We start from the raw sequence: 24,437 nt of genomic DNA, 5'->3' as shown, positions 1-24,437 counted from the left end.
AAATAACAAATGTTAAGTCTTTTTTTATAAAATTAGATAATTATTTTATAGTCGAACAGGGTAAATATGTATTGTATATATCATGAATGAAGACTTAACTATTAGCATGATTAATGATTTTGAAAACAAGACTATGCTACAATAAAGTACAAGATAATAAATAAGGATGTAATTGAATATGGACAAACCGATAGGTGTAATCGACTCAGGGGTTGGTGGTTTAACAGTTGCCAAAGAAATTATGCGCCAACTTCCAAACGAAACAATATATTATTTAGGTGATATTAAGCGTTGCCCTTATGGTCCGAGAGAGGGCTCACAGGTTAGGGAATTCACTACAGAATTAGCACAGAAATTAATGGCATTTGATATTAAAATGTTAGTGATTGCTTGTAATACGGCTACAGCAGTAGCATTAAAACATTTGCAAAACATATTACCAATACCAGTAATTGGTGTAATAGAACCTGGTGCAAGGACAGCAATTATGACTACCAAAAACAATGATGTTTTAATTTTAGGCACAGAAGGTACAATTAAATCTGAAGCCTATAGGCATCATATTAAAAATATAAATCCAAATGTTGAAGTATCTGGGATAGCATGTCCTGGTTTTGTACCTTTAGTTGAACAGATGCGTTACCAAGACCCTACAATCACAAGTATTATTATTCATCAAACACTAAAGCATTGGAGAAATAGTAACGCTGATACAGTAATTTTAGGCTGTACGCACTATCCCCTATTATATCAACCGATAAATGATTATTTTGGTGGGGAAAAAGTAGTGATTTCTTCAGGGTTAGAAACTGCACGTGAGGTAAGTGCATTATTAACTTTTAGTAATGAACATGCAGGATATAAACGACAACCCGAACATAAATTCTTTGCTACCGGAGAAACTGAACATATAGAATTAATTATTGAAGAATGGTTGAAAATGAAAGTGGAAGTTGAAAAAATTGAAATACAAGAATAGGAGACGAAACGATGGAAGATATAGTAATTGCATCAAACAATAAAGGCAAAATAAATGATTTTAAAGTCATATTCCCTGACTATAATGTAATAGGCATCACAGAGTTAATTGAGGACTTTGATGTAGAAGAAACAGGAGATACATTTGAAGCAAATGCGAAGTTGAAATCAGAAGCTGCTGCAAAGGCATTAAATAAACGAGTAATTGCCGATGACAGTGGTCTAGAAGTATTTGCCTTAGGTGGAGAACCTGGTATATTTTCTGCACGTTACGCTGGAACTGAAAAAGATGATAATGCTAACATAGAAAAATTGCTAACCAACTTAGGTGATGAAACAAACCGCGCTGCACAATTTGTGTGTGTCATTAGTATGAGTGCACCTGGAGAAGAAACTGTTCAATTTAAAGGTACAGTTGAAGGTGAAATTACTTTAAGTAAAATAGGGGAACAAGGCTTTGGTTACGATCCTATATTTTATTTAGATGACAAAAATAAAACGATGGCTCAACTTACAGCCGAAGAAAAAAGCGAGGTAAGTCATAGAGGTAAAGCAATTGAAAAGTTACAACAATACTTAGAAGGTGAACAATAATGTTGAAATGGATTATAGTAAGTGATAATCACACGGAACAAGGTATTCTTTTTGACGTAATAAGCCACCATGATGATATTGATGTTGCGATTCACCTAGGTGATTCCGAATTTGAGTATCATGACAGTGAATTAAGCCATTTTTATAGAGTTAAAGGGAACACGGATTTTTATCCTGAATTTCCAAATGAAGAAATTATAGCAGTAAATGGTATTAAAGCATTTTATACTCACGGCCATTTATACAATGTGAATCGTACACGTATGCAACTTGCCGAACAAGCCAAAGCATCAGGATGTCAATTTGCTTTCTATGGTCATACACATGTGGCTAAACATGAGCACATTGGTGATGTCCATGTCATAAACCCTGGGAGCATTTCACAATCGAGAAGTAACATAGAAGAGACCTATGCCGAATTGTTGATTGATGAAACTGAAAAATATGTAAAATTAAATTTTTATAATCGTACTCATCAAATCATTGATAGTGAAACATTCAATCTATAATGATTAAAAATATATGGCTGGAAAATACATAAATTATGTTAAATAATGTGTAGTTATTGGAATAATAAAGTAATATTGGTGAGTATAGATCTTTTTAGGGGCGATTAATGTAGTTTGATTTCACTTTCGCTCCTAAAATCATTAAATTATTAAGCTATTTATCCTAGTAAAATGCTAAAATTAGTTATTTTTTTAATGAAATTAAAAAAAGATGATAAAAAGTCTATTAAAGTGAAAAATCATATTTATTTTTAATGCTTTGAGTATTGCTTTATAGCGATAAGTTAGATATAATAATTCTTGTGTTCAAAAAGAATATGTCCTGGTAGCTCAGCTGGATAGAGCAATGGCCTTCTAAGCCATCGGTCGGGGGTTCGAATCCCTCCCAGGACACTAATAGCGTTAAATAGCGCACAATTCAAAATAAGAAACCCCGTTACGACGGGGTTTCTTTTATTTTGTCTACTATACGATACAATAGAAAACAATTTTTTATGGCACCGGCATGGCACCGAAAATACTTTTTACATTGCTGATAAAATTTCAATTGCTTTTTTATTTTCTTCAAGATATTTTTCTTCTAATAGATGGGAATATATTTCAGTAGTAACAGTGATATTTTTATGGCCAAGTCTTTTGGAAATATAATAAATAGAAACATCGTTTGCGAGGAGATAAGAGCAATGCGTATGCCTCAATGCATGTGATGTTATCTGTTTAATACCATGTAAGTTACAGGCCTGTTTTAATTGCTTGTTAACAGCGTTAATAGTAAGTGTAGTACCAAATGAATTAAATAGTAATCCTTTGGTATTTAAACCTAGTTTTTTTATCATATCAATAATGTGTCTCATATCGTCTTTAGCTATTGTTAAAGTACGAGGGGACACATCATTTTTGCGTTCATCTATAAATAATTCATTTTTTACTTGGTTAATGTATTCATACTTCATATTTAAAACACCACTTATTCTACAACCTGTACAAATCATTATAAATAGAGCGAGGGATGAACGATTATTTTGTGATTTGAAATATTGTTTAAGTGTTTCGTATTCTACTATGTTAATAAACTTGCTTTGTTCATCTTTTGGAGGGTTAGACCCTTTAAATGTGACCTTATAAGTAATATTCTTAGGTAATAGTCCTTCATAAACAGCATCATCTAATGATGATCTGATATATCCATTTAGTTTTCTTATTGTTTCTTTTGAGTGTGTTTTAGAAAATTCATTTATAAATTGTTGATACATATTTCGTGTTAATGATTTAAGGCTTGTCTGTGAAAATGAATGATCACCAATATGTTTGATAGCTGCCTTATATGATTTGTAAGTTATAGGTGTAACATTAGGTTGTTTGAATGTTTCGCACCAATTCTTGAAGTAATCATAAAAGGGTAAATCATTATCAAGATAAAGCCCTTTAGTTAATTCATTAAACTTTTCATTTCCTGCATATTCAGCTTCACGTTTAGTTTTAAATCCTTTTTTTCTATAGCGTTTTCCTTCATATACAAAATCGTACATCCACTTTTTTAGTTTTTTATTATATTGTTGTGTTTTCATAAGTTGTTCCTCCTAAAAAAGATAAAAAATAATAAGGGTAGGCGAGCTACCCGCAAAATTAAATATGTTATAATTAATTAAAAAGTAGGTGAATAATATGTCTCCTAAAGTAAAAGTTAGAAAAAAGCCTGTTGTCGTTAATGCAGAAAAAGCTAAGGAAACAACTTTTATAGATACATTAGAAGGTCGAATGAAAGCTGAAAAAGGCGACTGGATTATAACAGGAATTAACGGCGAGCGTTATCCTGTAAAACCCGATATATTTGATAAAACTTATGAAGTACTTCCCGATTAAACTTCGAGAAGTGCTTTTTTAATTGCTTCATAATTAAAAGAATATGCCCATTTAACATCATTATTATAAAGTCGTGTTGGAGTATGGTAAAGCCTATTAATTTTAATTGCAACTATGGGTTTATTTAATTCCTTTGCTGTATCTATTTCCCAATTAACCCAGTCAGAAGTATGAGTGTTTTCTCCTATAATACAAATTACTTTGTCAGATGATTTAATTTTTTCTTTAATTCGTGCTTTTATGTAATAAGCATCATCAGACTTTATGCTTATCCCAACACTAGTATCCACAAACTTCACATCAAAAAAACTTTTATTTGGATTTTCAGACCACCCAACAAATAAATTTTTATAACGTGAACCTTCAGCATCAGCTCTATAACTTACAAATAATTTTCCTAACATTTTTCTTCCTCCTTAATATCTTGTCTCATTGTCTGCCAATTTATATTTTCGTTAGAGATTATTGATTCAACTCTTGAAACTAAAAGTTTTAAAGGCTCTTTCTCATTATCATAAGGCTCAACATTATATAGGTACAGATATTTTTCATGTCTCAAAACCTCGCATGTAGTCCTATATTGGATATAATTCTCGTGAAATTTCTTTATACTACATATTGATTGAGATATAACAATTAATAATCCTAATATTGCTGTAGTAATGGTAAAACTAATAGAGTCAAATACTAACGAAAAAGGGATTATTGCTGGAATTAATGCACCTGCAATAATTTGTATATACTTATTTAAATTATAATTTTTTTGACAGATCATGCTTTTCTCGTCATACCAATTTATTTGATCTTCTAATCTGTCATGAATATAATCCAACATTTCTCAATCTCCTAACTTTATTCGATGTTTTTCATATTTGCATAGGGCACAGTCGGGTGCCCTTTAATATTAATTCACTTCACAAGCATAATCATCTTTGTCTCTATCATGTTTTGCTTCATAAGCAGGATGTCCTAGTGGAACACCATTTGGATAAACTTGACGTAATGCAGTACAGTTTGGGAAGGATTCACTTCTTTGACTAGGTGTACTTGTACTAGAATTATCAGTAGTAGAGTCTTTTTCTACAGAATTATTTGAACTCTCAGTTGTTGAAGTGCTATCATTTGATTTACTATTAACACTATTTTGTGTTTGAGAATTACTTTCTTTCTTCTGTTCAGTTTCAAATGCTGAATCTAAACTCCAAATACCTATTTTTTCAGATTTTGCTGCTTCTTGTGAATTTTCAAGTTTTGTTAAGTATCTTGTGTTAGGTGGATAGACATAAGCTACTTTTGCCAATCCTTCTCTTACTAATATATTATTTAACATTTCACCGTCAACATATATGTAAGCTAAATATCTATTGTATTTATCTTGCTTTTGACCAACATCAAATTCAACTTCTATTTCATTAGCATTATTTAATAATTCTGCAGTTCTATCTGACGCTTCCTGACCAAAAGGTTGTTTTCCAAGTCTTGGGTGCTTAGTTTCTGGTGTATCAATAAGCAAAAATCTAAATGATTGGACATTTCCATCATAAATAAATTTTGCAGTGTCACCATCAACTTTAGAACTTAATTCAACAGGAATTCTGTCAGTAGTACCGGGTTTGGGTTTATGAGTTTCCTTTTCTTTCTTTTTAACATCTTTATTTTCTTCTTTGGCATTATCTTCTTTTTCTTTATGTTGCTCTTTCTTCTCAACGTCTTTTTTTTCTTCTTTGGTATTATTTTCCTTTTCTTTATGCTGCTCTTTCTTCTCTAAATTCTCATTATTTTGTTTCTCATTATTTTTACTCTTTGATTCTTCTTTTGCTAGTTTATCCTTTGACTGATTCGCACTTTTTTCGGCATGACTAGAATTTTTGGTTTCATTAATCTCACTATCGTTAATACCAAATATTCCAATACATATAAAAGCTATAAACCCTACGATGAATAAAACCATAGTGCTTATTAATGACCCTCGAACATTACGTTTTCTAATTGTTTTAACAATAGTAATAACGAGCATTACTATAAAAGCAATAGAAATAAAAAACCATAAAAGAAATAAAAATATATCCATATAACATCCTCCTAATAATAAAATATATATATTAAACAACTTATGTTGTATTAACAGTCATAAATTAATTATAATTTTAAATTTTAAAATAACTCCGCGTTAAACAATCTAAATCTAGGCATACGTGTTATAGATACACGTATGCCTAGATAACTATATATTTCTCTTTAAAGATAATTATAACCTAATTAAATAAACGATTCTAATAAACTTGAAATTATAAATTTAATAACTCTTTTTTCTTTAAATCAAATTCTTCTTGAGTAATTGCATCCATATCCAATAATTCTTTTAGTTGCTTTATTTCATTTAAATTTTGACTGATAGAAGAGCTTTCTTTTTTAGTATCTGTATTGGAATCTCTTCCTTGCATGCGTTTGTTTACATATTCTATAAAGTCATCTAATTCATCATCATTCACCCATTTTATATTTACTTTATTACCACTTGAATAGAATGTAATAATATTACCCATTAATTTTTTACTCAATTCAAATGTGCTTATTTTTGAATAATCGAAGTTCTCTAAATCATAACCAGTAAATCTTTTAGCATAGAAAATGATTCTTTGATTAGTTGCTACTAACACTCCATTTTTTACTGTGTCAGCGCCTAATGATTTAGTTTCATAAGCTCCAAAAATACTATACTGTATTTCTTCATTTTCATTTAATATTGTTGTTTTAACTATTTCTAAGTTTTTATCTTTTTTTGCCATTTTATTTTAACCCCTTTTATTTAAGTTTTTGTTCATATCTAACATATTAATAAGTAAATACCCTAATATTTCATTATAGTAAGTATATGAATTGCCTTTTTGAAATTATTTCTAATATTGAATAATATACGTTTATAGTAACCCATTTTAAAACTAAGTAATTCTACATAACAATTCTTCCAACAACTCTAAAGTTGTCATTGTCTCTTACATAGATATCCTCATAGTAAGGGTTGATTGATACCAACTTTAAAGTATTACCATTAAATACAACTTTCTTTATTAATGCAGCATTATTTAATACGACTAAGGCTATTGTGTTGTTAAACACTTGAGTTTGTTTGCTAACGAAAGCATAGCTCCCTTTATCAAAAATTGGTTCCATTGAATCACCATTAACTAATATCCCAAATTCAGCATCTTTAGGTAGATCATTTACATTGATATTAATTTCTTCATATAAAACATCATCATATAGTTCTTCACCCACACCAGCACCAGTCGCACCGTATATAGGGAAGGGGATTACATTTTCTTCATTTTCTTTATTTTCTTTTTTGTGATTATATATATTAGTTACATTAAAAGTATCTTCATTTACTGTGCTTTCTTGTTCTTTATATTGATGTTCAGCGTAAGAAAGGACATGTTTTTTACGTTCATTAGAAAGTTTATTATATATATCATTTATTTCGTTAGATTCTTTGTATGTTGTATCAATATCACTTTTAAGTATACCAAATACATTAGAAATTTTTTGTATTACTCCATGTGAAGGATTAGAACGTAAGTTCAAATAGTCACTTAAAGTAGAAGGAGAAATGTTTATTTTGTTAGCTAATTCTTTCTGTGACATATTATTTTGTTTTAAATACTTCTTTATATTATTAGCGATAATTCTATTTCGTTCTTTGTTTTGCATGATTAATCCTCCTTAATTCATATTATACGAAAATTTCGCATGACTGTAAATAAAAATACGAAAAAATCGAATTAATTGTTGACTATACGAAAAAATCGTATTATATTAATTTTGAAAGGTGGTGAAACAAATGAATACTTTAAAAGAGTTGAGAGTAAGTTATAATCTGACGCAAGAAGAATTAGCTGATTTATTCAAAGTATCGCCTAGAACTATACAAAATATGGAAAAAGATTCTACAAACATTAAGGATAGTTTACTGTCAAAATATATGAAGGCTTTTAATGTTAAATATGATGAAATTTTTTTAGGTGATGAATACGAAATTTTCGTACTAATGCAAAAGAAAAAGAAATCTTTTGTATTGTCATTTGAACAAAAAATGGAAGCTATATAGCAGAGGTGGAGAGCTAGTGAAAAGCAAAATATTAAAAATAGCCCTTTTAATTACAACTGCAATTGTGACTAAAAAGGCTTTAGATGGTATTAATTAAATCCAGAATAACAAAATTTTGCTACTTTTTTTATAAAGATATTTTGATAAATTGAGTTAATTTAATCATCAAATTAAACATAGTAGTGAGTAATCTGAGGAAATAGTCTCTAATGATTTAATTATTATTATCTTTATGGTTTGAAATAGCGACAAATACAATTAACCAGAAACAAAATGGTCTTATATTTTCTGGGAAAAATGGCAACATTTGAACAGATAAAAACTCAACTAGAGGAGTTATTGAATCGACTAAATTATCAGACAAGACACTTAATAAAAACAATTCTAGTTTAGGAGTGGCTTCATGTATTTTTTTGCTAGTGTTCGCATCATTATCGATATTATAGGTATTTATATTTGTTATCTCTTTATCTGGTTTAAAAACAACAGGTTCCCAATTGATAACTTTAATAGGTTTAGTGTTAAAAAGAGAGTTTTTGACATACTCATATCTCATGATTTCAATAGTTTTATCAATAGTATCAAAGTCAATATCCACAAGTTCTTTAAAACTATTCATAGAATCATTAGAAAATAGATTGCTTTGAAAATTTTTGAAATTAGGAACTGTAGTTATACCTGATAGTTTTAGGTTTAAAACACCAGCATTACCAATCTCTAAAAGTGTTTTTCTGTATAAATTGTTAAGTTCATTAACAGATTTTATTGCATATTGTGAATTAGCAAACGATTTATTTATTAAGTATTGATTACCCTTTAAAGTGCTTATATTTTTGTTGATTATTCCCCTAACATTTTTTAATGGATCAATGTAATACACTTAAAACACCACCTTCATTCGCAGTAGCGATAAAAATAGTATAGCACAACCTAAATTTGAAAGGCGTGATTACATGACACAATTAACAGTTACCATACCAGAACAATTTGTAGTCATTACAAAAGATGAACACAACCAACTTATTATGAATCAGCAAAAAGCAGTATGGACTATGGATGATTTAAAAGAAAATTTAAAGATTAAATCAGATGAAGTTATTAAAGATAGGTTGCTAGACAGGCCTAAATTCAAAAGGAAGTTAATTGAATTGGATATTGTACATGAACCTAATCGTGATTTTAATCAATGGAGATTTAATGGCCCTAAAATGTATCAATTTATCCAAGAAAATTGGAAAGAGATTTTTAGAAAGAGGTGAAAAGTATGAGCAAAACAGATTTTGCTTTTTATATTGGTGTGATGGTCTGGGTTACAACTACTTTTTACATTTTATTACTTTCAGAAGATTTTCATCTGAGCATTGTGTTGGGTATAGCTTTTGGAATAATAAGTGGCGTTTTAGCAAAATGGTTTTACGATATAGCAATAAAAAAAGACTGTTAGCAACGACAATTGCAAACAGTCAGATACAAAAATATACAACTTAAATATATAAAAATAAAAGGAGGCCGTCAAGAATGGCTATAAATTTATCAGATAAAACAAATAGTGAACTAAAACAGTATGTAAGAAAACACACAATTAAATTACAAAAAGCTATAAGAGAACTTAGTAAAAGAAATGAAGTTAATACAGGATTAAATCTTCAAGTGATTATTAGTACAGAAGATGACGAAAAAGATTTTTGGGGAGATTGCTTAATTGCGCCAGATTATATGGCTAAATTTATTATCTCTGAGAGCGAAGCTTTAGAAGCATTAAAAAAATTCCAATTATTAAATTCACTAGATGAACTAATAAATACTATGAACAAGTAGGAGGTGTTATTAACTTGAGTAGAAGTTCAATTAATACAAAAGATATGTCACATAAAGATTGGTTGAATGTTCGGAAAACTGGAATAGGTGGTTCTGATGTAGGTACTATTCTTGGTGTTAATAGATGGAAATCTCCAATACAATTATATTTTGAAAAAATTGGCGAAGTTAAAGAACCAGTTTTAGATAATGAATATATCTATTGGGGCAATGTCTTAGAAGATGTAGTTGCGCAAGAGTTTAGTAAACGCACAGGTAAAAAGGTTAGAAGAGTAAATAAAATGTTCAGACATCCTAAATATAATTTTATGGTCGCAAATATAGATCGTTCAGTAGTTGGCGAAGAAGCTTTATTAGAATGTAAAACTACGTCAGAATTTAATAAAGATAAATGGAAAGATGATGAAATTCCCAGTACTTATTTAGCTCAAGTACAACATTATTTAGCAGTTACAGGATATAAAAAAGCTTATATTGCAGTGTTGATTGGTGGTAATAGATTCTTATGGAAAGAGATTGAACGTGATGAAGATTTAATTAATTTAATAATAGACAAAGAGAAGGAATTTTGGGAACGATATATATTAGGTGAAGAGATACCTAATATGGATGGATCGAATGCGACAACAGAATTTCTAAAACATAAATACCATGAAAGTTTAGATAGTGAAAAAATATTAAGTAATGATGTTGAAACTACTATAGAAGCGTTAAATGCAGTGAAAGCAGAAGAAAAAGAAATTAAAGCACTCAAACAAAAATATGAAAATGAAATAAAGGCAACGCTAGGTAATGAAGAGCGTGGAATGTCTAAAAATTTCAAAGTAAGTTGGAAAATGCAAAATAAAACATCATTTGATAAAACATCATTTGAAAAAGATTATCCAGATTTAGCAAATAAATATACCAAAGAAACAAAATATCGCGTACTTAGAATTAAAGAATTGAATCATTAGGAGGATAGAAAATGGCTACAAATGAAACGTTAAAACAAAAAGTTATTGAATGTAAAGTAAATGGAGTAAATGAGCAAAGTCCTAAAACACAATTAAATCATTTATTGAAGAAAATGGCTCCAGAAATTCAAAGAGCATTACCTAAGCATATGGATTCAGACAGAATGGCTCGAATAGCTATGACTGCAGTAAGCAATACCCCTAAATTATTAGAGTGTGACCAGATGAGTTTTATTGCTGCGTTAATGCAAGCATCACAGTTAGGTGTAGAACCTAATACAGGGCTTGGCCAAGCGTATCTAATACCTTATGGAGGTAAAGTACAATTTCAATTGAGCTATAAAGGGTTAATTGATTTAGCGAGTAGAAGTGGCCAATATAAATCAATCTATGCACATGAAGTATATATCAATGATGAGTTTGAATATAGATATGGCTTATTCAAAGATTTAATACATGTTCCTTCGCAAGAACCAGAGGGAGAACCAATTGGTTATTATGCAGTTTATCATTTGAAAAATGGCGGATATGACTTTGTTTATTGGACAAGAGAAAGAGTAGATAAACATGCTAAAGCATTTAGCCAGGCTGTTCAAAAAGGATGGACATCTCCTTGGGTTACAAATTATGATTCTATGGCTAAGAAAACAGTACTCAAAGAAGTATTAAAATATGCACCAAAATCTATTGAAATGAATAAAGCAGTTGAAAATGACAGCACAATTAAGGAAGAGATAGACAAAGACATGTCCACTGTAATCGATGTTACCGATTATTCAGAGATTGAAGAGAATGAAAGTATTGAACATCAAGATAAAAGTGAATAAGGGGAGCAAATAGCTCCCTCTGTTTTAAGAGGTGAGAAAACATGACCGGATGGATAAAAGTTCATAGGTCGTTAAGAGAACATTGGTTGTATGAAGAAAAAAGAAAGTTTTCTCGTTTTGAAGCATGGTTAGACATTTTATTAATGGTTAATCATGAGGATAAAAAAGTCTTGTTAGGTAAAGAATTAATTTTAGTTAAACGTGGACAAAAAATCATTAGTATTAGAAAACTTTGTGAAAGATGGTCTTGGTCGAATAACAAGGTGAAAATGTATTTGAAAACATTAGAAAGCGACGGCATGTTAACAACAAAAAGCGACACAAAAAAGACGCTCTTAACCGTTGTCAATTATGAGTTTTATCAAAGTAGAGATTCAGAAAAGCGACGCAAAAGCATCACAAAAGCATCACAAAAGCATCACGAAAGCGACACAGATGCATCACAAAAGCACACAAACAAGAATGAGAAGAATGTAAAGAATGAGAAGAATGAAAAGAAACAACCACAACTAGATATGAGTAATAAAGACAGGAGTATAGGAGATTGTGAAATTTACAGTAGTCCCCCCAAGGTGTTGGCGTATGACTTTTTCCAACAAAACGGCTTCGGTAACTTACAGCCCTATATTGTTGATCAAATTAATGCATGGATTGATGAATTCCCAAATGATGCAGATGAAATTGTTATTAAAGCAATGGAGATTGCAGTAAGTAATAATTCTAAACGTTGGAATTACATCAACGGCATACTTAAACGCTGGTATCAAAAAGGCGTGAAGTCATTGAGTGATGTTGAAGCATTAATTAATACTCAAAATTTAAATACTAGCGAGAAAAAAGATTGTGATAATCCTTATCTTAAAGTGATTGAGGAGGCGCGAAATGGACAGTGAAACTATGAGTCATGCAGAGCGTGAAGAATTAAGAAAATACGTTGATGACAGAAAAAAAGAATATCACCGAAACATCATGAACCAAAGCGTTACTCCAATGACGAAAATAGCCGATGTCGCAAAGAAACTTCGAGAAAACAACCCTAAAATAAGCAGAGTGGTTGTAGAGGAATTAGGGCTTACCTGTGAGAAGTGTAAGCACAAGTACGACTACTACAAATTTGCGAGTGGTTATGAATATAAAGACGGGTGTACGTGTGAATCAAATGCGCAATTGAGAGAAGCAAAGCTACGTCGTAAAAATGCAATAGAGAGCCAAAAAATTAAACGTATGTTCAAGTATTCTCACGTAAACAATGAAATTAAAAAAGCAACTTTCAATGAATACATACCAGCAAATGAGATACAACAAAAAGCAAAGGCTATCTGTGAGCGGTATGTAGAGAACTTTGACTTAAATAACAAGCAGTCACTAATCCTCACTGGATCTTGTGGGATAGGAAAATCTCACTTAGCAATGTCAATAGCTAAAGAGATAATGAAGCAGCGATATACAGTTTTATTCTTGAATGTTCAAGATGCTATCTCGATGTTCAGAAGCACATATAGCAATAATTCTAGTGAGCACGAATCAGAACTTTTAAAAATAATAAAAAGTGTTGACCTAATGGTAATTGATGATTATGGAATTAAGTTTAATGACTATGGAATGGGGAAACTTTTCCAAATTCTAGAAAGTCGTGTAGATAAGCATAATATTATAACCACGAATTTAAGGCTAGAGGAAATGACGAATGGTCTAGATTCAGAACGGATATTTAGCAGAATGATAAAAAATGCAACTGTACTTGAAATGAGCGGTATAGATTACAGATTGAAAAACTTGAAGGTGATTCGATGATTACAAAAGCTTATGTCAGAGCTTATTTAAATGTTCCAGGTTTGTCGGATGCATATGTACAAAAATTAATTGATTATGCTGATGATGATATTTATAAGTTAGATAATTTATTAGTTCAAAAAAAGTTAGAAAGAGAAACAAGAAATGGTATTTACGATTACGAGGTGAATTCAAATGAAACAGTTCGGTTTGTATGATGGAAATGGAATGCTAATGTTGCATGTGACCTTATGTCCTAATGGACTATATGAACTTACGGGTGTGGAACGAACATTTTATTCAGGAAAACATTGGAAACTTACGGAAGATGAGTTAAACACATTTATTCAAAATGATAAATTAACAAAAGAATATCAAACATGTATGTTTGAGTACATAAAGTAGGTGATTACTTTGTCAGAAGAAACAATAACTCTTAGATATACAGTGGAATTCGAAAAGCGAATTAAGGCTGCACAAGGAAAATACGAAACTAGACAAAATTTTATAGATCGCATAGTAGATAATTTATTTGAACATGAAAATGATTATACAGACGCTACAGTTTTAGGAATAGAAAACGTAGAGGAGAAATGCTAATGCATCAATTCAAAGTAAAAGGTAAGGAATATCCTTTAACTAAAGAAATGAAAATACATCTTCAGAAAAATAAAGTATCTATGGCTCTATTATGCAGAAGAATTGACTTAGGTTGGTCATTATTTGAATCAGTAAATGTGCCAGTTGGTATGAAGATAAAAGAATTTAGAGAAAATGAACAAAAGAGAAAAGTCACTTGCATAGCACATAACAAAAAATTACACACATTGATTTTGGAAGAAAAACAAAAAAGAGAAAGAAAACCATGGCTATACAATGGTACTCCACAAGTACATCCAAGAAGTCAATATGTGCAAGATATGATAGTAAATGATATATATCCTAAAAATGTAAGTAACTATGAAAACGATTGACTAAATGTAAGAAAATGAATCATTTATTTCGTTTTGAAAAGTGAAGAATTGACATTAAGAAATTAAATTTTGCTTTTTTAAATTTGTAAAAAACCCATATTATTAAAAATAATAATGCTAAAAAAGTCATAGTTTGTGTTAAGAATTGAGAAACATAGCTTCCTATAACAAAATATAAAAAAGGAAAAGAAGAAAAAAAGATTGTCATATAAGAAAAAAGTTGAATTTCACTCTCCCAAAGTTTAATTTTAATTGGTTCTGTCTCTTCATAATCTTTAAATTTATTATAATATTGTTCTTTACTTACATTGACGAAATAGTTATATAACTTAGGGATAAGATTACCATTAATTAAAGTAATAGTAGTTAATGAAATTGCTATATAATCAATGGGCAAAGTACTTTTACTGTTGACAATAGAATTAAATAAAACACTAACATTAAGTACAAATAATAAAATGCATATTAAAAACATAGACCATTTACTATATCTATAGGGTTTTTGAATTTTATCTAAGATATTAGTATTTTCTTTTGTGGAATTGATGCTTGAATATTGGTTTTGATCACTATTTAAAATTATTTTTTCTTTATTCTTTAAATTATAATATTTGTTTGAAGTTGCTTTTGTATGTTTAATCAATAGTAGGGCTCCTTGGAATAAGAAATTTAATTTAAATGATATTAAGGTAATAAATTAATAGATATGGTTATTTAATTGAGCTAAAGCAAATGACATTCACACTTAATATATTAAGTTTAGATGGAGAATTTCTAAATAAAATAACAAGAGATAAATTAAACTACCCCTTGTTATTATTGAAAACAGTATAACAAAAGCTTATAGATGCGCCAATAGCTGATAAAGCACTGAAAACAATCGTGTTATTTGAGGGGGTTGTAGAAGCTAATATAAATACAAAAATGAATGTTATCAAGAATACACCTAACGAGCATAGTAAACTAATTTTTAAAATTTTTATGGTGTGGTTGAAATTAAGAATTAAGATGAGTAGCATCCAGAAAATGAAAATTAAATATGTAACTAGAAATGATAGTAAAAATGATAAAAACCAATTATCTTGAAGTGATTTTAAAAGTAAACCTAAATTACTACCTTCAGTTTTCATGAGTATCTGTGGAAACTTGGTATAGGTTGAAACACATACGTATAAAAAGCAAACTACGATAGTAATAACTAGAAATGATTTTGTGATTTTTTCAATTTTATTACCTAAATCAGTTAGAAATAAATCTTTTAAGTTTTTTTTCATTTTTATCTCCTAAAAAATTAATTTATAAAATAATATTCTACATGAATTTAGGAGTGATAACAATGCAATGTCTAATACACATATTTATTTTATAGGGTTTTATACCAATATTAAAGGAGTGGGAAACTATGAAAAAACTACTATTAATTCCATTATTAGCATTAACATTTTCATTAGGAGGAGTACGTGGTTTGATGACCGAGCTAAAGACTTTGAAAGTGACACTAAAGGATTAAAGCGAACTGTGACTATATACAGTAAAACAGGTGATGTACTTAAACAGTACAAGGGTGAGAATGTTAGAACTAAATATAATGAAGGTGGAGTATTAGTAATTAATATTGATGGTAAACGTGTTCAAGTCATGAATAGTGATGTTGTTATTGAAGAAAAAGGTTCAGAAAAGTTTGAGGTAAAACGATAATGTGGTTAGTGATAATTATTATATTTTTATTACTATTAATCATAGGTTTTGTTTCAGAAAATAGTAAATTGAAAGGACAACTTGAGGCGAGAGAGTATGAAAAGCAATTACTTGAGAATAGATTAAAACAATTTGAGAAATAAGGAGGAGGTGATGATGAGCAAAAAGAAATACGGCTTAAAATTATCAACGGTTAGAAAATTAGAAGATGAACTTGTTGATTATCCAAATTACCATAAACAGTTGAAGGATCTAAAAGAGGAAGTAATGAATCCATGGATAAGAACGGACACTAATATCGGTGGGGAATTTGTGCCTTCTAAACATTCTAAAACAGAAATGGTCGTAACTAATTATTTATGCGATATAAGAAGAAATAAAATACTGGAATTCAAAAGAGCCATTGAACGTGTAATTAATACATCAAGTCGAAAAGAGCGTGAATTTATTCAGGAGTATTACTTCAATCAAAAAATGTTTGTTAATGTATGTAGTGATATACATATATCCGAAAGTACAGGCCATAGAATAAAAAAGAAAATTGTATTAAAATTCGCTGAAGAATTAGGTGAATTATAAATTGACAGTAAAATGACAGTTTTTGATACCTAAAATGTATTATTATGATATATGTAAACAGCTATAGTTTATAATGCATGTAAAAACTTGCATTGGTTTACCCCCTAAAAACTTATGCATTTAATTAACACCCCTTTGACCTATCCAGCTACGACCTGGGTAGGTTTTTAATTTAAATAAAGTGTAGCTATAAACTTGATAATAAAGTATTATAATTGTGTAAGTCAAAATAAATTAAAGGGGAAAGAGTATGGAATATAATAAACTTGAAATTATAGAAAGTTATTACTATGAGTCACCAGAACATGTTATTAAAGTTGATATTGCAAAATCATTAAGTAATAAATTGGCATGGAAAAAATATTCGATTGCTTCTTTAGGTGATATTATTTCAATGGAACCATTGGATGAACAAAACGAAAAAGCTGTTATAAATAAGCAATTAAACATTATTGAAACAAAAGCAACAGAAAGAAAAAATAATACAATTAAACATTTTTAGTTTAATATTACGCTTGCCATGAGCAAGCGTTTTTTTATGTATAAATTTAACAAACAAATTAGCATAAGAAGGTGATTCAATGAAATGAAATTAACAGTAAAACGACAAAGATTTGCTGATGAGTATATTAAAAGTGGGAATGCTACAGAGGCCTATGTTAAAGCTGGTTATTCAAAAAACAAAGCTAATACAAACGCAACTAAACTACTACAAAATACTACAATTAAAAAATATATTAAAGAACGCATTGAACAAGTTCAAGAAGAGAGTTTGATGAGTGTTACTGAAGCGTTAGCGATATCTGCATCAATAGCTCGAGGTGAGCATCAACAGTTATATACAAAGATATATGATAATTTAACTGATGAAGTTGATAAAGAAGTTACGTATACCATTACACCTAGAATTGAAGAACGTCAACGATCTATAGAACATATATTAAAAGTTCATGGCATCTTAAATGGTCGTTTAGCTAATGAAAAACTTGAAAAAGAAATACAAATGCTTCAGAAGAAAATTGAAAAAATGGATAGTGCAGAGAATAATAATCAAGAATCTGAAATTGCTAAAGCACTTATTAAATTAGCTGGTGGTTCAGATGATTGATAAAGTATTAAACCCAAAACAGCAAGAAGTATGGAATTGTTTTATAAATGAACGACCTAAAATTTTAATAGCAAGTGGAGCTAAGCGAGCAGGTAAAACGTATGTGTTTATACTGCTTTTTTTGATGCACATAGCTGGTTATGAGAACAAAGGATTGAACTTTATTATAGGTGGTGCTACTCAAGCATCTATTCGCCGTAATGTGTTAGATGATATGGAATTAATACTTGGCAAAGAACTTAAGTTAGATAAATCAAATGCAGTTAAAATATTTGGAAATAAAGTTTATGTGTTTGACGGCCAAAATGCAGATTCATGGAAAAAAGCCCGTGGTTTTACATCAGCTGGAGCATTTCTTAATGAAGGTACAGCATTACATGACACTTTTATTAAAGAGGTGTTTTCTCGTTGTAGTTATAAAGGTGCAAGAATATTAGTCGATACAAACCCCGAAAACCCAATGCATCCAGTAAAAAAAGATTATATTGATAACTCTGGCCAAACATTATCTAATGGCAGACTTAACATAAAAGCATTCCAATTCACTTTATTTGATAATACATTTTTAGATAGTGAATATGTTGAATCAATAATAGCAAGTACACCATCAGGCATGTTTACCGATAGAGATATTTACGGAAAGTGGGTAGCGGCTGAAGGTGTTGTATATAAAGATTTTAACGAAGAAATACACTACATCACTGAAGAACAATATAACCAAAAACAAATTAAAAAGAAATATGCGGGTGTGGACTGGGGATATGAACATCATGGATCAATCGTTGTAGTTGCAGAAGATATGGAAGGTAAAAGATATCTAATTGAAGAACATGCCTATCAACATAAAGAAATCGATGATTGGGTACAAATCGCAAAAGGTGTCATAGAGCGACATGGAAATATCTTATTTTATTGTGATACAGCTCGAACTGAACACATAAACAGATTTGGTAAAGAAGGTATAAAAGCTAGGTATGCGGATAAATCAAAATTATCTGGAATAGAAGTAGTTGCTAGAGGATTTAAACTTAATGAGTTATTTATTATAGAGGACAAAGTTAAATTGTTTAAAGATGAAATATATAACTATGTATGGGACGACAAAAAAGATGAACCAGTAAAAGCTAATGATGATTGTTTAGATGCTTTAAGATATGCAATTTATACATCTAGCAAAGGTTCAGGAACTGGTTTTAAGTAAGGAGGAGATATTTTGTATCCAAGTGAACCGACACAGACAGAAATATTTAATGACATTATTAAAAGTAATAATAAACCTGAAACTTTAGAAGAAATGATTATACGATATATTAAAGCGCATCAGAACAAAATACCAAACTTTGAAATTGGCCAAAAATATTATGATCAAGAGCCAGATATTGTTAGAGAGCCACCTTCAAAAGATGCAACAGGAAAAGTCGACCCATTAAAGCCAGATGATAGATTAATCACTAATTTTCATGCAAATTTAGTAGACCAAAAAGTATCTTATTTAGTTGGAAAGCCTATCGAATTTAAATACACAGATAACAATATAATAGAGCAAATCAACCTAGCATTAGGAAGTAGATTTGATGACAAGTTACATAGTGTATTAACTGGTGCAAGTAATAAAGGTATTGAGTGGATTCATCCTTATATTGACGAAGAGGGAGAATTAAAGTTATTTAGAGTACCAGCTGAACAAGGAGTTCCAATATGGAAAGATAGAGAACATGAAGAATTGGAAGCATTTATACGTTTCTATAAATTAGACAATGAAATGAAAGTCGAGTATTGGGATGAAACATTCATTAATTATTATATTTATGATAATGGGAGTTTAATAAGAGATTACTCACGTAATTTAAACAGTCAAGAAACACATTTCAGTACAGGATCATGGGGACGTATACCGTTTATACCATTTAAGAATAATGACGCTGAACGTTCAGATTTATTCATGTATAAGACACAGGTCGATGCATATAATAGGCGTTTATCCGATACAGCAAATATGTTTAAAGAATCGAATGAATTAATATATGTATTAACGAATTATGATGAAACTAATTTATCAGAGTTTAAAAGAAATATGCGTCATTATGGTGCTATTAAAGTAAGTAATGTTGACGGTGGCGTCGATACAATAGAGATAAAAGTACCTGTTGAAAATACGGAAAAATATTTAAAAATGCTATATGAAAATATAATGCTATTTGGCCAAGCAGTTGATTTTAGTTCCGATAAATTTGGTTCTGCACCTAGTGGCGTTGCATTAGAATTTTTATATACTAATTTAAATTTAAAAGCTGACAAGTTGGCTCGTAAAACAAAAGTAGCAATCCAAGAGTTACTTTGGTATGTAATTGAACATCATAATTTAAAAGTTGATTGTAAAGATATAGATATAAGTTTTAATTATAACAAAGTCGCAAATACAGAATTACAAGTACAAATGGCACAATCTTCTATGGGGATAGTTAGTCATGAAACGGTTATTGAAAATCATCCATTTGTTGAAGATTTAGAAGCAGAATTACAAAGGTTACAAAAAGAACAAATGGAATTTAATAAACAAGTTGGTGATATTGAGGAGGGTTCAAATGAACAAGAAGAATCCGAAGATAACGAATCAAAGTGATATAGATGAATATATCGAATTAATCCAACGACAAGCTGAAAGTGAAATAGAAATAGTATTTGCTAAAAGATTAAAAGTAATTCAACAAACTATAGCAATGTTATTTGAAAAGTATCAGCAAGAATCACCACATGCCACATGGACTGAATTTAACAAATATAACAGACTTAACAAAGAACTTATACGAATAGCAGAAATGTTAAACGGTGCCTATAAAGAAGTAATTAAAACCATACAAGAATCACAACAAAATAGTTATATCAAAAAGTATTTAATGAGTCTTTACCTATATGAAATGGCATCACAAAAACTAATGCAGTTTGATATTCCTAGTCCTGAAGTTATTGTAAGTGCAATAGAGCAACCAATCGAATTTATAAAATTGGTTCCCACATTACAGAAACACCGTAATGAAGTTATTAAAAGAATTCGTATAAACATTACACAGGGTATTATGAGTGGTGAAGGATATGCGAAAATAGCTAAATCATTACGTGAAGATATTGGAATGACAAAGGCTCAATCATTGAGAGTGGCTCGTACAGAAGCGGGCAGAGCAATGTCACAAGCTGGACTTGATAGTGCTAAAGTTGCTAAAAATAATGGTTTAGATATGAAAAAGAAATGGTTTGCTACAAAAGGTACTAGAACACGTGACACACATCGCCATCTTGATGGCAAAGCGATACCTATTGAAAATAACTTTCATTCTAGCGGTTGTATTGGCCAAGCGCCTAAATTATTTGTAGGGATTAAAAGTGCTAGAGAAAACATAAATTGTCGATGTAAATTACTTTATTACATTGATGAAGATGAATTGCCAACAGTAATGAGAGTTAGAAAAGATGATGATAAAACCGAAGTAATACCATTCATGACTTATTCAGAGTGGGAAAAAACAAAAGGAGTGGTGAATAATGAAAGAAGTAAAGTTAAAAGTAATTGTAGATGCTGATGAAGGTATTGAGAAATTAAAAAAGGTTAAATCATTATTAACTGAAATAAGTGAAATTTTAAAAGAACCAATAGTAAATATAACTATTAGCAATGAAGCAGATACAGAAATAATAAGTAAAGAATTGGTAAACTTTAGACCCGAAATAAGCGATTAAAGCTACTGCACAGTGTGTAGTAGTTATTTTTATGCCCAAATATGCTCAAGGCGTTAAAAGGTGCAAAATCCACACCAATAGATATGAGAGGAGTATTTAATTATGGACAAAAAATTTTTAATTGATTTAGGTCTTGATGATGAAATCGTTAATAAAATAATTGATAAGCATAACGATTTATTAAAAGAATCTAAAGACAAAGCTGATTCAGCTCAAAAAGAGCTTGATAAAGCAAACGAAGAAATTTCTAATCGTGATAAACAAATTACTGACTTAGAATCTAAGGCCAACAATAAAGAAGCATTAGAAAAGCAACTTGAAGAGTACAAAAACACTAACTCTGAATATGAATCAAAAATGAAAGAGTTACGCTTAGATAATGCTATTAAAGTTGCAGTGGCAAAAGATGCTGTTAATACCGATCATGTTCTAAAACTTATTGATAAAGAAGGCCTGGAATTACAAGACGATGGATCAGTAAAAGGTTTAGACAAACGTTTAGAAAGTTTCAAAGAAGAAAACACGCATTTGTTCGGAGCTGACAAACCTAAGGGACGTTCACCTATAGATGGTGGTAATCCTGAACCGGAAAAACCTACTGAACAATGGACAGAATTTTTAAAATAGGAGTGGTAAATAATGAAAAAATTAAAACTTAACTTACAGTATTTTGCAGAACAAACTAAAGTCGAGCCTGGGGAAACTTTACTAAAGAACAAGCATATTGGAATTATTGAAAAAGTAACTGCTGCACATTCATATTCATCACCTGCGATTATTAGTAATGATGCAATATTTATGGAAGGTCGTTCATTTACTGTATTAAAAGGTGATACATCTGAATTAAAAGATTATGAACGAAATGCACAAAATGAATGGGATCACCCACAAATTCAAGAAACTACTTATTTCTTAGACCAAGAAAAATATTGGGGTCGTTTTGTAGATGCATTAGATAAACGAGATACAGAAGGTAATATTGACATTGATTACGTTGTCGCAAAACAAGCCGCAGAAGTTGTGGCGCCATATTTAGACAACTTACGTTTTGCTACTTTAGCACGTAATAAAGCTAAGCATATAGCTTTAGGAACAGAAGAAGATGCACATTATGATGCAGTATTAGATGTTTCAGTTGAGTTAGATGAAATTAATGCATCGCAAAATCGTATTTTATTTGTAGCACCTAAATATTATAAATCCATTAAAAAATATGTTGTTGGATTACCACAAGGTGATACTCAACAAAAAGTATTAGGTAAGGGAATTCAAGGTGAATTAGATGGATTCTTAGTGGTAAAAGTTCCATCAAAAGTTTTACAAGGTGTTGAAGCTATGGCAATCGTTGGTGAAGTTATGGCGTCTCCAATTCAAGCCAACTTAGCAAAATTAAATTCAAATGTTCCAGGTATGTTTGGAACTTTGGCAGAGCAATTAATCTATACAGGTGCTTTTGTACCTCAACACTTACAAAAATTCATTTATACTATCGGTGGAACTGAGGTAGAGACTAAACGTGATGGTTTAGATGCACATGCTAAAAAGGTAAGTGCAGAAGATACAGGAGCATAAGGAGTGAGTAATAATGACGTATGAAGTTATTAAATACTTTACCGACTTACAAGACAATGACTATGAATACAATGTTGGCGATATTTTCCCTCGTGATGGATTGCAAGTGACTGATGAGCGATTAAGAGAGTTGTCTACAGATGAAAATAGGCAACGAGTATCTTTAATTAAGCCTATTTCAGAAGCAAAAGACTTTTCTAGTATGAAAGTATCAGAGCTAAAAGAAGTGGCCAAAAAACAGGGTATTGAAGGTTATTCTGATATGAAAAAAGCAGAACTTATTGATGCATTAAAAGGTGATGCTTAATGGACGCTAGTGAGGTTAAATTGTTAAATTCAAAGCCATTAGATGACCATTCTCACGATGAGGAAATTGAAACAATGATAAAAATTTACAAGGGTATTGCCGAAGATTATTGTAATAATAAATTCAAAACACCATACCCATCAGGAGTTAAAAAGTTTATAGCTGACTGTATCAAATATAGCGAAACTGGAAATATATCTAGTCGTTCTATGGGGTCAGTCAGTTATTCTTTTGTTACAGAGATACCAGATACTTTATATAAACCTTTAATGACATATAGAAAGTTGAAGTGGTAGTATGTTTGATCCTTTAAATGAATTTCCACATGTAATAGAAATTGGCAATTTTGAAGTAGTTGGTAAACGCCCTAATCAAACTAAAGAATTTATTTCAGTGACAAAAATTAATGGATTTATGGATACGCCATCTACCAGTGAGCAACTCAAATTTTATCAAATGGATGCGTCTTATGACCGAAATTTATACACACCCTATCATATACCAATAAATCGAGAATCAATTTTTAAATTTGAAGATAAACTATATGAAACTGTTGGTGAACCCACTGATCAAGGAGGTATGAATGAAGTGAATTTAACAAGATTGAAGGTGTATAAGGCTGGCAAAAGTTAAATATGGTAGTGACAAATTAGTCGTAGACCTAGAAAAATTCGAAAAAGATATGCAAGAGTGGGTTAAAAAAGGTATAGCAAAAACCACACTTATAATATATAACGCTGCAGTTGCATTAGCTCCTGTAGATTTAGGTTATTTAAAAGAAAGTATAGACTTTAAATTTACAGATGGAGGTTATAGCGCTGTTATTAGCGTTGGCGCAGAGTATGCAGTCTATGTTGAATTTGGGACTGGAATTTATGCTACTGGACCAGGTGGTTCAAGAGCTAAAAAAATACCGTGGTCATATAAAGGTGACGATGGTCAATGGTATACCACATATGGCCAAGAGGCACAGCCTTTTTGGTTTCCAGCAGTTGACCAAGGTGAGAAATTTTTTAGAAAGTATTTTGGATGAGGTGA

General features: G+C 30.4%; 40 protein-coding genes and 1 tRNA gene. 33 read left to right on the top strand and 8 right to left on the bottom strand.

The genetic code is table 11. From position 1 onward, the window contains the following. Window positions 1-178: 178 nt before the first annotated feature. The 4 genes from racE (at window position 179) to ACW5YJ_RS10465 (ending at window position 2,474) form a co-directional block, all read left to right on the top strand. Window positions 179-979 (top strand): glutamate racemase, encoded by an 801-nt coding sequence (racE, locus tag ACW5YJ_RS10480; protein WP_457338152.1) that lies wholly within the window; start codon window positions 179-181, stop codon window positions 977-979. An 11-nt stretch (window positions 980-990) separates the two neighbouring features. Next, window positions 991-1,572, top strand: a complete 582-nt coding sequence (locus ACW5YJ_RS10475; RefSeq protein ID WP_119603700.1) for an XTP/dITP diphosphatase — start codon at window positions 991-993, stop codon at window positions 1,570-1,572. Then, a complete protein-coding gene (locus ACW5YJ_RS10470) occupies window positions 1,572-2,081 on the top strand; it encodes a YfcE family phosphodiesterase (protein ID WP_017724198.1) in 510 nt (169 codons plus the stop codon). The genes ACW5YJ_RS10475 and ACW5YJ_RS10470 overlap by 1 nt, the downstream gene beginning before the upstream one ends. A 319-nt stretch (window positions 2,082-2,400) precedes the next feature. Further along, window positions 2,401-2,474: transfer RNA gene (locus tag ACW5YJ_RS10465), tRNA-Arg, on the top strand. 131 nt (window positions 2,475-2,605) lie between these two features. Here the strand turns inward: ACW5YJ_RS10465 and ACW5YJ_RS10460 are convergent. Continuing rightward, a complete protein-coding gene (locus ACW5YJ_RS10460; RefSeq protein ID WP_196583727.1) occupies window positions 2,606-3,649 on the bottom strand; it encodes a tyrosine-type recombinase/integrase in 1,044 nt (347 codons plus the stop codon). A 97-nt stretch (window positions 3,650-3,746) separates the two neighbouring features. Between ACW5YJ_RS10460 and ACW5YJ_RS10455 the strand changes: the two genes are divergently transcribed. Beyond that, complete coding sequence (locus ACW5YJ_RS10455) at window positions 3,747-3,944, top strand: hypothetical protein (RefSeq protein WP_081224922.1); 198 nt, start codon at window positions 3,747-3,749, stop codon at window positions 3,942-3,944. Here the strand turns inward: ACW5YJ_RS10455 and ACW5YJ_RS10450 are convergent. The 5 genes from ACW5YJ_RS10450 to ACW5YJ_RS10430 all read right to left on the bottom strand — a co-directional run bounded on the left by ACW5YJ_RS10450 (window position 3,941) and on the right by ACW5YJ_RS10430 (window position 7,655). Then, the gene (locus ACW5YJ_RS10450; RefSeq protein ID WP_174538778.1) at window positions 3,941-4,348 is read right to left on the bottom strand and encodes a TIR domain-containing protein; all 408 of its coding nucleotides are present in this window, start codon (window positions 4,346-4,348) and stop codon (window positions 3,941-3,943) included. The genes ACW5YJ_RS10455 and ACW5YJ_RS10450 overlap by 4 nt on opposite strands. After that, a complete protein-coding gene (locus ACW5YJ_RS10445; RefSeq protein WP_196583726.1) occupies window positions 4,342-4,779 on the bottom strand; it encodes a DUF4231 domain-containing protein in 438 nt (145 codons plus the stop codon). Before ACW5YJ_RS10445 ends, ACW5YJ_RS10450 begins: the two co-directional genes overlap by 7 nt. 69 nt (window positions 4,780-4,848) lie before the next feature. After that, entirely contained in the window at window positions 4,849-5,895 is a 1,047-nt protein-coding gene (locus ACW5YJ_RS10440) for a thermonuclease family protein (RefSeq protein ID WP_196583781.1), read from the bottom strand. A gap of 337 nt (window positions 5,896-6,232) precedes the next feature. Continuing rightward, window positions 6,233-6,733, bottom strand: a complete 501-nt coding sequence (locus ACW5YJ_RS10435; protein ID WP_081224923.1) for a PH domain-containing protein — start codon at window positions 6,731-6,733, stop codon at window positions 6,233-6,235. Between the two features lie 163 nt (window positions 6,734-6,896). Continuing rightward, the gene (locus ACW5YJ_RS10430; protein WP_196583725.1) at window positions 6,897-7,655 is read right to left on the bottom strand and encodes an XRE family transcriptional regulator; all 759 of its coding nucleotides are present in this window, start codon (window positions 7,653-7,655) and stop codon (window positions 6,897-6,899) included. Window positions 7,656-7,785: 130 nt separating this feature from the next. Here ACW5YJ_RS10430 and ACW5YJ_RS10425 point away from each other — a divergent pair, with 130 nt between their 5' ends. After that, window positions 7,786-8,052, top strand: coding sequence for a helix-turn-helix transcriptional regulator (locus ACW5YJ_RS10425; protein WP_196583724.1), 267 nt, complete (start codon window positions 7,786-7,788; stop codon window positions 8,050-8,052). A 214-nt stretch (window positions 8,053-8,266) separates the two neighbouring features. On the opposite strand, the gene ACW5YJ_RS10420 is transcribed toward ACW5YJ_RS10425, so the two are convergent. Then, the gene (locus tag ACW5YJ_RS10420; RefSeq protein WP_457338151.1) at window positions 8,267-8,932 is read right to left on the bottom strand and encodes a hypothetical protein; all 666 of its coding nucleotides are present in this window, start codon (window positions 8,930-8,932) and stop codon (window positions 8,267-8,269) included. A gap of 73 nt (window positions 8,933-9,005) precedes the next feature. Here ACW5YJ_RS10420 and ACW5YJ_RS10415 point away from each other — a divergent pair, with 73 nt between their 5' ends. From ACW5YJ_RS10415 to ACW5YJ_RS10365, 11 genes are all read left to right on the top strand, one after another. Further along, window positions 9,006-9,311, top strand: a complete 306-nt coding sequence (locus tag ACW5YJ_RS10415) for a DUF771 domain-containing protein (RefSeq protein WP_196583722.1) — start codon at window positions 9,006-9,008, stop codon at window positions 9,309-9,311. Window positions 9,312-9,316: 5 nt separating this feature from the next. Continuing rightward, complete coding sequence (locus ACW5YJ_RS10410) at window positions 9,317-9,496, top strand: hypothetical protein (RefSeq protein ID WP_196583721.1); 180 nt, start codon at window positions 9,317-9,319, stop codon at window positions 9,494-9,496. Between the two features lie 74 nt (window positions 9,497-9,570). Beyond that, entirely contained in the window at window positions 9,571-9,870 is a 300-nt protein-coding gene (locus ACW5YJ_RS10405) for a hypothetical protein (RefSeq protein ID WP_457338150.1), read from the top strand. Window positions 9,871-9,884: 14 nt separating this feature from the next. Continuing rightward, window positions 9,885-10,826 (top strand): YqaJ viral recombinase family nuclease, encoded by a 942-nt coding sequence (locus tag ACW5YJ_RS10400; protein WP_457338149.1) that lies wholly within the window; start codon window positions 9,885-9,887, stop codon window positions 10,824-10,826. Window positions 10,827-10,837: 11 nt separating this feature from the next. Continuing rightward, on the top strand, window positions 10,838-11,653 hold the full coding sequence (locus ACW5YJ_RS10395; RefSeq protein WP_457338148.1) for a recombinase RecT: 816 nt from the start codon (window positions 10,838-10,840) through the stop codon (window positions 11,651-11,653). Between the two features lie 41 nt (window positions 11,654-11,694). After that, window positions 11,695-12,546 (top strand): DnaD domain-containing protein, encoded by an 852-nt coding sequence (locus tag ACW5YJ_RS10390; RefSeq protein ID WP_457338147.1) that lies wholly within the window; start codon window positions 11,695-11,697, stop codon window positions 12,544-12,546. Then, window positions 12,536-13,447 (top strand): ATP-binding protein, encoded by a 912-nt coding sequence (locus tag ACW5YJ_RS10385; RefSeq protein ID WP_457338146.1) that lies wholly within the window; start codon window positions 12,536-12,538, stop codon window positions 13,445-13,447. The genes ACW5YJ_RS10390 and ACW5YJ_RS10385 overlap by 11 nt, the downstream gene beginning before the upstream one ends. Beyond that, window positions 13,444-13,644 (top strand): hypothetical protein, encoded by a 201-nt coding sequence (locus ACW5YJ_RS10380; protein ID WP_196583717.1) that lies wholly within the window; start codon window positions 13,444-13,446, stop codon window positions 13,642-13,644. The genes ACW5YJ_RS10385 and ACW5YJ_RS10380 overlap by 4 nt, the downstream gene beginning before the upstream one ends. After that, window positions 13,622-13,831, top strand: coding sequence for a hypothetical protein (locus tag ACW5YJ_RS10375; RefSeq protein WP_196583716.1), 210 nt, complete (start codon window positions 13,622-13,624; stop codon window positions 13,829-13,831). The genes ACW5YJ_RS10380 and ACW5YJ_RS10375 overlap by 23 nt, the downstream gene beginning before the upstream one ends. A gap of 42 nt (window positions 13,832-13,873) precedes the next feature. Beyond that, window positions 13,874-14,026, top strand: coding sequence for a hypothetical protein (locus ACW5YJ_RS10370; protein ID WP_457338145.1), 153 nt, complete (start codon window positions 13,874-13,876; stop codon window positions 14,024-14,026). Then, the gene (locus ACW5YJ_RS10365; protein ID WP_457338144.1) at window positions 14,026-14,400 is read left to right on the top strand and encodes an SA1788 family PVL leukocidin-associated protein; all 375 of its coding nucleotides are present in this window, start codon (window positions 14,026-14,028) and stop codon (window positions 14,398-14,400) included. Before ACW5YJ_RS10370 ends, ACW5YJ_RS10365 begins: the two co-directional genes overlap by 1 nt. 19 nt (window positions 14,401-14,419) lie before the next feature. Here the strand turns inward: ACW5YJ_RS10365 and ACW5YJ_RS10360 are convergent, their stop codons facing one another. Continuing rightward, window positions 14,420-15,043 (bottom strand): hypothetical protein, encoded by a 624-nt coding sequence (locus ACW5YJ_RS10360; protein ID WP_196583713.1) that lies wholly within the window; start codon window positions 15,041-15,043, stop codon window positions 14,420-14,422. A 281-nt stretch (window positions 15,044-15,324) separates the two neighbouring features. Between ACW5YJ_RS10360 and ACW5YJ_RS10355 the strand changes: the two genes are divergently transcribed. From ACW5YJ_RS10355 to ACW5YJ_RS10280, 16 genes are all read left to right on the top strand, one after another. Beyond that, on the top strand, window positions 15,325-15,486 hold the full coding sequence (locus tag ACW5YJ_RS10355; RefSeq protein WP_457338143.1) for a hypothetical protein: 162 nt from the start codon (window positions 15,325-15,327) through the stop codon (window positions 15,484-15,486). Between the two features lie 255 nt (window positions 15,487-15,741). Next, window positions 15,742-16,098 carry a hypothetical protein gene (locus tag ACW5YJ_RS10350; protein WP_457338142.1) on the top strand — a complete coding sequence of 119 codons (357 nt, stop codon included), beginning with the start codon at window positions 15,742-15,744 and terminating at the stop codon, window positions 16,096-16,098. Further along, window positions 16,098-16,241, top strand: a complete 144-nt coding sequence (locus tag ACW5YJ_RS10345; protein WP_196583711.1) for a hypothetical protein — start codon at window positions 16,098-16,100, stop codon at window positions 16,239-16,241. The genes ACW5YJ_RS10350 and ACW5YJ_RS10345 overlap by 1 nt, the downstream gene beginning before the upstream one ends. Window positions 16,242-16,254: 13 nt before the next feature. Continuing rightward, window positions 16,255-16,677, top strand: a complete 423-nt coding sequence (locus ACW5YJ_RS10340; protein ID WP_196583778.1) for a DUF1492 domain-containing protein — start codon at window positions 16,255-16,257, stop codon at window positions 16,675-16,677. A 250-nt stretch (window positions 16,678-16,927) separates the two neighbouring features. After that, on the top strand, window positions 16,928-17,179 hold the full coding sequence (locus tag ACW5YJ_RS10335; protein WP_457338141.1) for a hypothetical protein: 252 nt from the start codon (window positions 16,928-16,930) through the stop codon (window positions 17,177-17,179). Window positions 17,180-17,263: 84 nt separating this feature from the next. Then, window positions 17,264-17,785 carry a terminase small subunit gene (locus ACW5YJ_RS10330; RefSeq protein ID WP_196583709.1) on the top strand — a complete coding sequence of 174 codons (522 nt, stop codon included), beginning with the start codon at window positions 17,264-17,266 and terminating at the stop codon, window positions 17,783-17,785. Continuing rightward, window positions 17,778-18,986, top strand: a complete 1,209-nt coding sequence (locus ACW5YJ_RS10325; RefSeq protein ID WP_196583708.1) for a PBSX family phage terminase large subunit — start codon at window positions 17,778-17,780, stop codon at window positions 18,984-18,986. The genes ACW5YJ_RS10330 and ACW5YJ_RS10325 overlap by 8 nt, the downstream gene beginning before the upstream one ends. A gap of 12 nt (window positions 18,987-18,998) precedes the next feature. Beyond that, window positions 18,999-20,408: a phage portal protein gene (locus ACW5YJ_RS10320; RefSeq protein WP_196583707.1), complete on the top strand. Its 1,410-nt coding sequence runs from the start codon at window positions 18,999-19,001 to the stop codon at window positions 20,406-20,408. After that, entirely contained in the window at window positions 20,371-21,363 is a 993-nt protein-coding gene (locus ACW5YJ_RS10315; protein ID WP_196583706.1) for a phage minor head protein, read from the top strand. The genes ACW5YJ_RS10320 and ACW5YJ_RS10315 overlap by 38 nt, the downstream gene beginning before the upstream one ends. Beyond that, on the top strand, window positions 21,326-21,520 hold the full coding sequence (locus ACW5YJ_RS10310) for a hypothetical protein (protein WP_196583705.1): 195 nt from the start codon (window positions 21,326-21,328) through the stop codon (window positions 21,518-21,520). Before ACW5YJ_RS10315 ends, ACW5YJ_RS10310 begins: the two co-directional genes overlap by 38 nt. Before the next feature lie 102 nt (window positions 21,521-21,622). Beyond that, the gene (locus ACW5YJ_RS10305; RefSeq protein WP_196583704.1) at window positions 21,623-22,147 is read left to right on the top strand and encodes a phage scaffolding protein; all 525 of its coding nucleotides are present in this window, start codon (window positions 21,623-21,625) and stop codon (window positions 22,145-22,147) included. A gap of 12 nt (window positions 22,148-22,159) precedes the next feature. Then, window positions 22,160-23,092, top strand: a complete 933-nt coding sequence (locus ACW5YJ_RS10300) for a sugar-binding protein (RefSeq protein ID WP_196583703.1) — start codon at window positions 22,160-22,162, stop codon at window positions 23,090-23,092. A 13-nt stretch (window positions 23,093-23,105) separates the two neighbouring features. Continuing rightward, window positions 23,106-23,399: a Rho termination factor N-terminal domain-containing protein gene (locus ACW5YJ_RS10295; RefSeq protein ID WP_196583702.1), complete on the top strand. Its 294-nt coding sequence runs from the start codon at window positions 23,106-23,108 to the stop codon at window positions 23,397-23,399. Continuing rightward, window positions 23,399-23,695 carry a phage head-tail connector protein gene (locus tag ACW5YJ_RS10290; protein WP_196583701.1) on the top strand — a complete coding sequence of 99 codons (297 nt, stop codon included), beginning with the start codon at window positions 23,399-23,401 and terminating at the stop codon, window positions 23,693-23,695. The genes ACW5YJ_RS10295 and ACW5YJ_RS10290 overlap by 1 nt, the downstream gene beginning before the upstream one ends. Before the next feature lies 1 nt (window position 23,696). Further along, window positions 23,697-24,032: a phage head-tail adapter protein gene (locus tag ACW5YJ_RS10285; RefSeq protein WP_196583700.1), complete on the top strand. Its 336-nt coding sequence runs from the start codon at window positions 23,697-23,699 to the stop codon at window positions 24,030-24,032. After that, window positions 24,019-24,432, top strand: a complete 414-nt coding sequence (locus ACW5YJ_RS10280; protein WP_196583777.1) for an HK97-gp10 family putative phage morphogenesis protein — start codon at window positions 24,019-24,021, stop codon at window positions 24,430-24,432. Before ACW5YJ_RS10285 ends, ACW5YJ_RS10280 begins: the two co-directional genes overlap by 14 nt. Window positions 24,433-24,437 lie beyond the last annotated feature (5 nt).

It is taken from the genome of Staphylococcus sp. mip270_02, assembly GCF_054031535.1.
The sequence above is the reverse complement of the archived record's forward strand: the minus strand, read 5'-3'. Positions and strand labels throughout refer to the sequence as shown.

What these genes read in the sequence shown, in the direction of transcription:
- racE (WP_457338152.1), top strand. Translation starts at nt 179, where the DNA reads ATGGACAAACCGATAGGTGTAATCGACTCAGGGGTTGGTGGTTTAACA.
- ACW5YJ_RS10475 (WP_119603700.1), top strand. Translation starts at nt 991, where the DNA reads ATGGAAGATATAGTAATTGCATCAAACAATAAAGGCAAAATAAATGAT.
- ACW5YJ_RS10470 (WP_017724198.1), top strand. Translation starts at nt 1,572, where the DNA reads ATGTTGAAATGGATTATAGTAAGTGATAATCACACGGAACAAGGTATT.
- ACW5YJ_RS10460 (WP_196583727.1), bottom strand. Translation starts at nt 3,649, where the DNA reads ATGAAAACACAACAATATAATAAAAAACTAAAAAAGTGGATGTACGAT.
- ACW5YJ_RS10455 (WP_081224922.1), top strand. Translation starts at nt 3,747, where the DNA reads ATGTCTCCTAAAGTAAAAGTTAGAAAAAAGCCTGTTGTCGTTAATGCA.
- ACW5YJ_RS10450 (WP_174538778.1), bottom strand. Translation starts at nt 4,348, where the DNA reads ATGTTAGGAAAATTATTTGTAAGTTATAGAGCTGATGCTGAAGGTTCA.
- ACW5YJ_RS10445 (WP_196583726.1), bottom strand. Translation starts at nt 4,779, where the DNA reads ATGTTGGATTATATTCATGACAGATTAGAAGATCAAATAAATTGGTAT.
- ACW5YJ_RS10440 (WP_196583781.1), bottom strand. Translation starts at nt 5,895, where the DNA reads ATGGTTTTATTCATCGTAGGGTTTATAGCTTTTATATGTATTGGAATA.
- ACW5YJ_RS10435 (WP_081224923.1), bottom strand. Translation starts at nt 6,733, where the DNA reads ATGGCAAAAAAAGATAAAAACTTAGAAATAGTTAAAACAACAATATTA.
- ACW5YJ_RS10430 (WP_196583725.1), bottom strand. Translation starts at nt 7,655, where the DNA reads ATGCAAAACAAAGAACGAAATAGAATTATCGCTAATAATATAAAGAAG.
- ACW5YJ_RS10425 (WP_196583724.1), top strand. Translation starts at nt 7,786, where the DNA reads ATGAATACTTTAAAAGAGTTGAGAGTAAGTTATAATCTGACGCAAGAA.
- ACW5YJ_RS10415 (WP_196583722.1), top strand. Translation starts at nt 9,006, where the DNA reads ATGACACAATTAACAGTTACCATACCAGAACAATTTGTAGTCATTACA.
- ACW5YJ_RS10410 (WP_196583721.1), top strand. Translation starts at nt 9,317, where the DNA reads ATGAGCAAAACAGATTTTGCTTTTTATATTGGTGTGATGGTCTGGGTT.
- ACW5YJ_RS10405 (WP_457338150.1), top strand. Translation starts at nt 9,571, where the DNA reads ATGGCTATAAATTTATCAGATAAAACAAATAGTGAACTAAAACAGTAT.
- ACW5YJ_RS10395 (WP_457338148.1), top strand. Translation starts at nt 10,838, where the DNA reads ATGGCTACAAATGAAACGTTAAAACAAAAAGTTATTGAATGTAAAGTA.
- ACW5YJ_RS10390 (WP_457338147.1), top strand. Translation starts at nt 11,695, where the DNA reads ATGACCGGATGGATAAAAGTTCATAGGTCGTTAAGAGAACATTGGTTG.
- ACW5YJ_RS10385 (WP_457338146.1), top strand. Translation starts at nt 12,536, where the DNA reads ATGGACAGTGAAACTATGAGTCATGCAGAGCGTGAAGAATTAAGAAAA.
- ACW5YJ_RS10380 (WP_196583717.1), top strand. Translation starts at nt 13,444, where the DNA reads ATGATTACAAAAGCTTATGTCAGAGCTTATTTAAATGTTCCAGGTTTG.
- ACW5YJ_RS10375 (WP_196583716.1), top strand. Translation starts at nt 13,622, where the DNA reads ATGAAACAGTTCGGTTTGTATGATGGAAATGGAATGCTAATGTTGCAT.
- ACW5YJ_RS10365 (WP_457338144.1), top strand. Translation starts at nt 14,026, where the DNA reads ATGCATCAATTCAAAGTAAAAGGTAAGGAATATCCTTTAACTAAAGAA.
- ACW5YJ_RS10355 (WP_457338143.1), top strand. Translation starts at nt 15,325, where the DNA reads ATGAATGTTATCAAGAATACACCTAACGAGCATAGTAAACTAATTTTT.
- ACW5YJ_RS10350 (WP_457338142.1), top strand. Translation starts at nt 15,742, where the DNA reads ATGTCTAATACACATATTTATTTTATAGGGTTTTATACCAATATTAAA.
- ACW5YJ_RS10345 (WP_196583711.1), top strand. Translation starts at nt 16,098, where the DNA reads ATGTGGTTAGTGATAATTATTATATTTTTATTACTATTAATCATAGGT.
- ACW5YJ_RS10340 (WP_196583778.1), top strand. Translation starts at nt 16,255, where the DNA reads ATGAGCAAAAAGAAATACGGCTTAAAATTATCAACGGTTAGAAAATTA.
- ACW5YJ_RS10335 (WP_457338141.1), top strand. Translation starts at nt 16,928, where the DNA reads ATGGAATATAATAAACTTGAAATTATAGAAAGTTATTACTATGAGTCA.
- ACW5YJ_RS10330 (WP_196583709.1), top strand. Translation starts at nt 17,264, where the DNA reads ATGAAATTAACAGTAAAACGACAAAGATTTGCTGATGAGTATATTAAA.
- ACW5YJ_RS10325 (WP_196583708.1), top strand. Translation starts at nt 17,778, where the DNA reads ATGATTGATAAAGTATTAAACCCAAAACAGCAAGAAGTATGGAATTGT.
- ACW5YJ_RS10315 (WP_196583706.1), top strand. Translation starts at nt 20,371, where the DNA reads ATGAACAAGAAGAATCCGAAGATAACGAATCAAAGTGATATAGATGAA.
- ACW5YJ_RS10310 (WP_196583705.1), top strand. Translation starts at nt 21,326, where the DNA reads ATGAAAGAAGTAAAGTTAAAAGTAATTGTAGATGCTGATGAAGGTATT.
- ACW5YJ_RS10305 (WP_196583704.1), top strand. Translation starts at nt 21,623, where the DNA reads ATGGACAAAAAATTTTTAATTGATTTAGGTCTTGATGATGAAATCGTT.
- ACW5YJ_RS10300 (WP_196583703.1), top strand. Translation starts at nt 22,160, where the DNA reads ATGAAAAAATTAAAACTTAACTTACAGTATTTTGCAGAACAAACTAAA.
- ACW5YJ_RS10295 (WP_196583702.1), top strand. Translation starts at nt 23,106, where the DNA reads ATGACGTATGAAGTTATTAAATACTTTACCGACTTACAAGACAATGAC.
- ACW5YJ_RS10290 (WP_196583701.1), top strand. Translation starts at nt 23,399, where the DNA reads ATGGACGCTAGTGAGGTTAAATTGTTAAATTCAAAGCCATTAGATGAC.
- ACW5YJ_RS10285 (WP_196583700.1), top strand. Translation starts at nt 23,697, where the DNA reads ATGTTTGATCCTTTAAATGAATTTCCACATGTAATAGAAATTGGCAAT.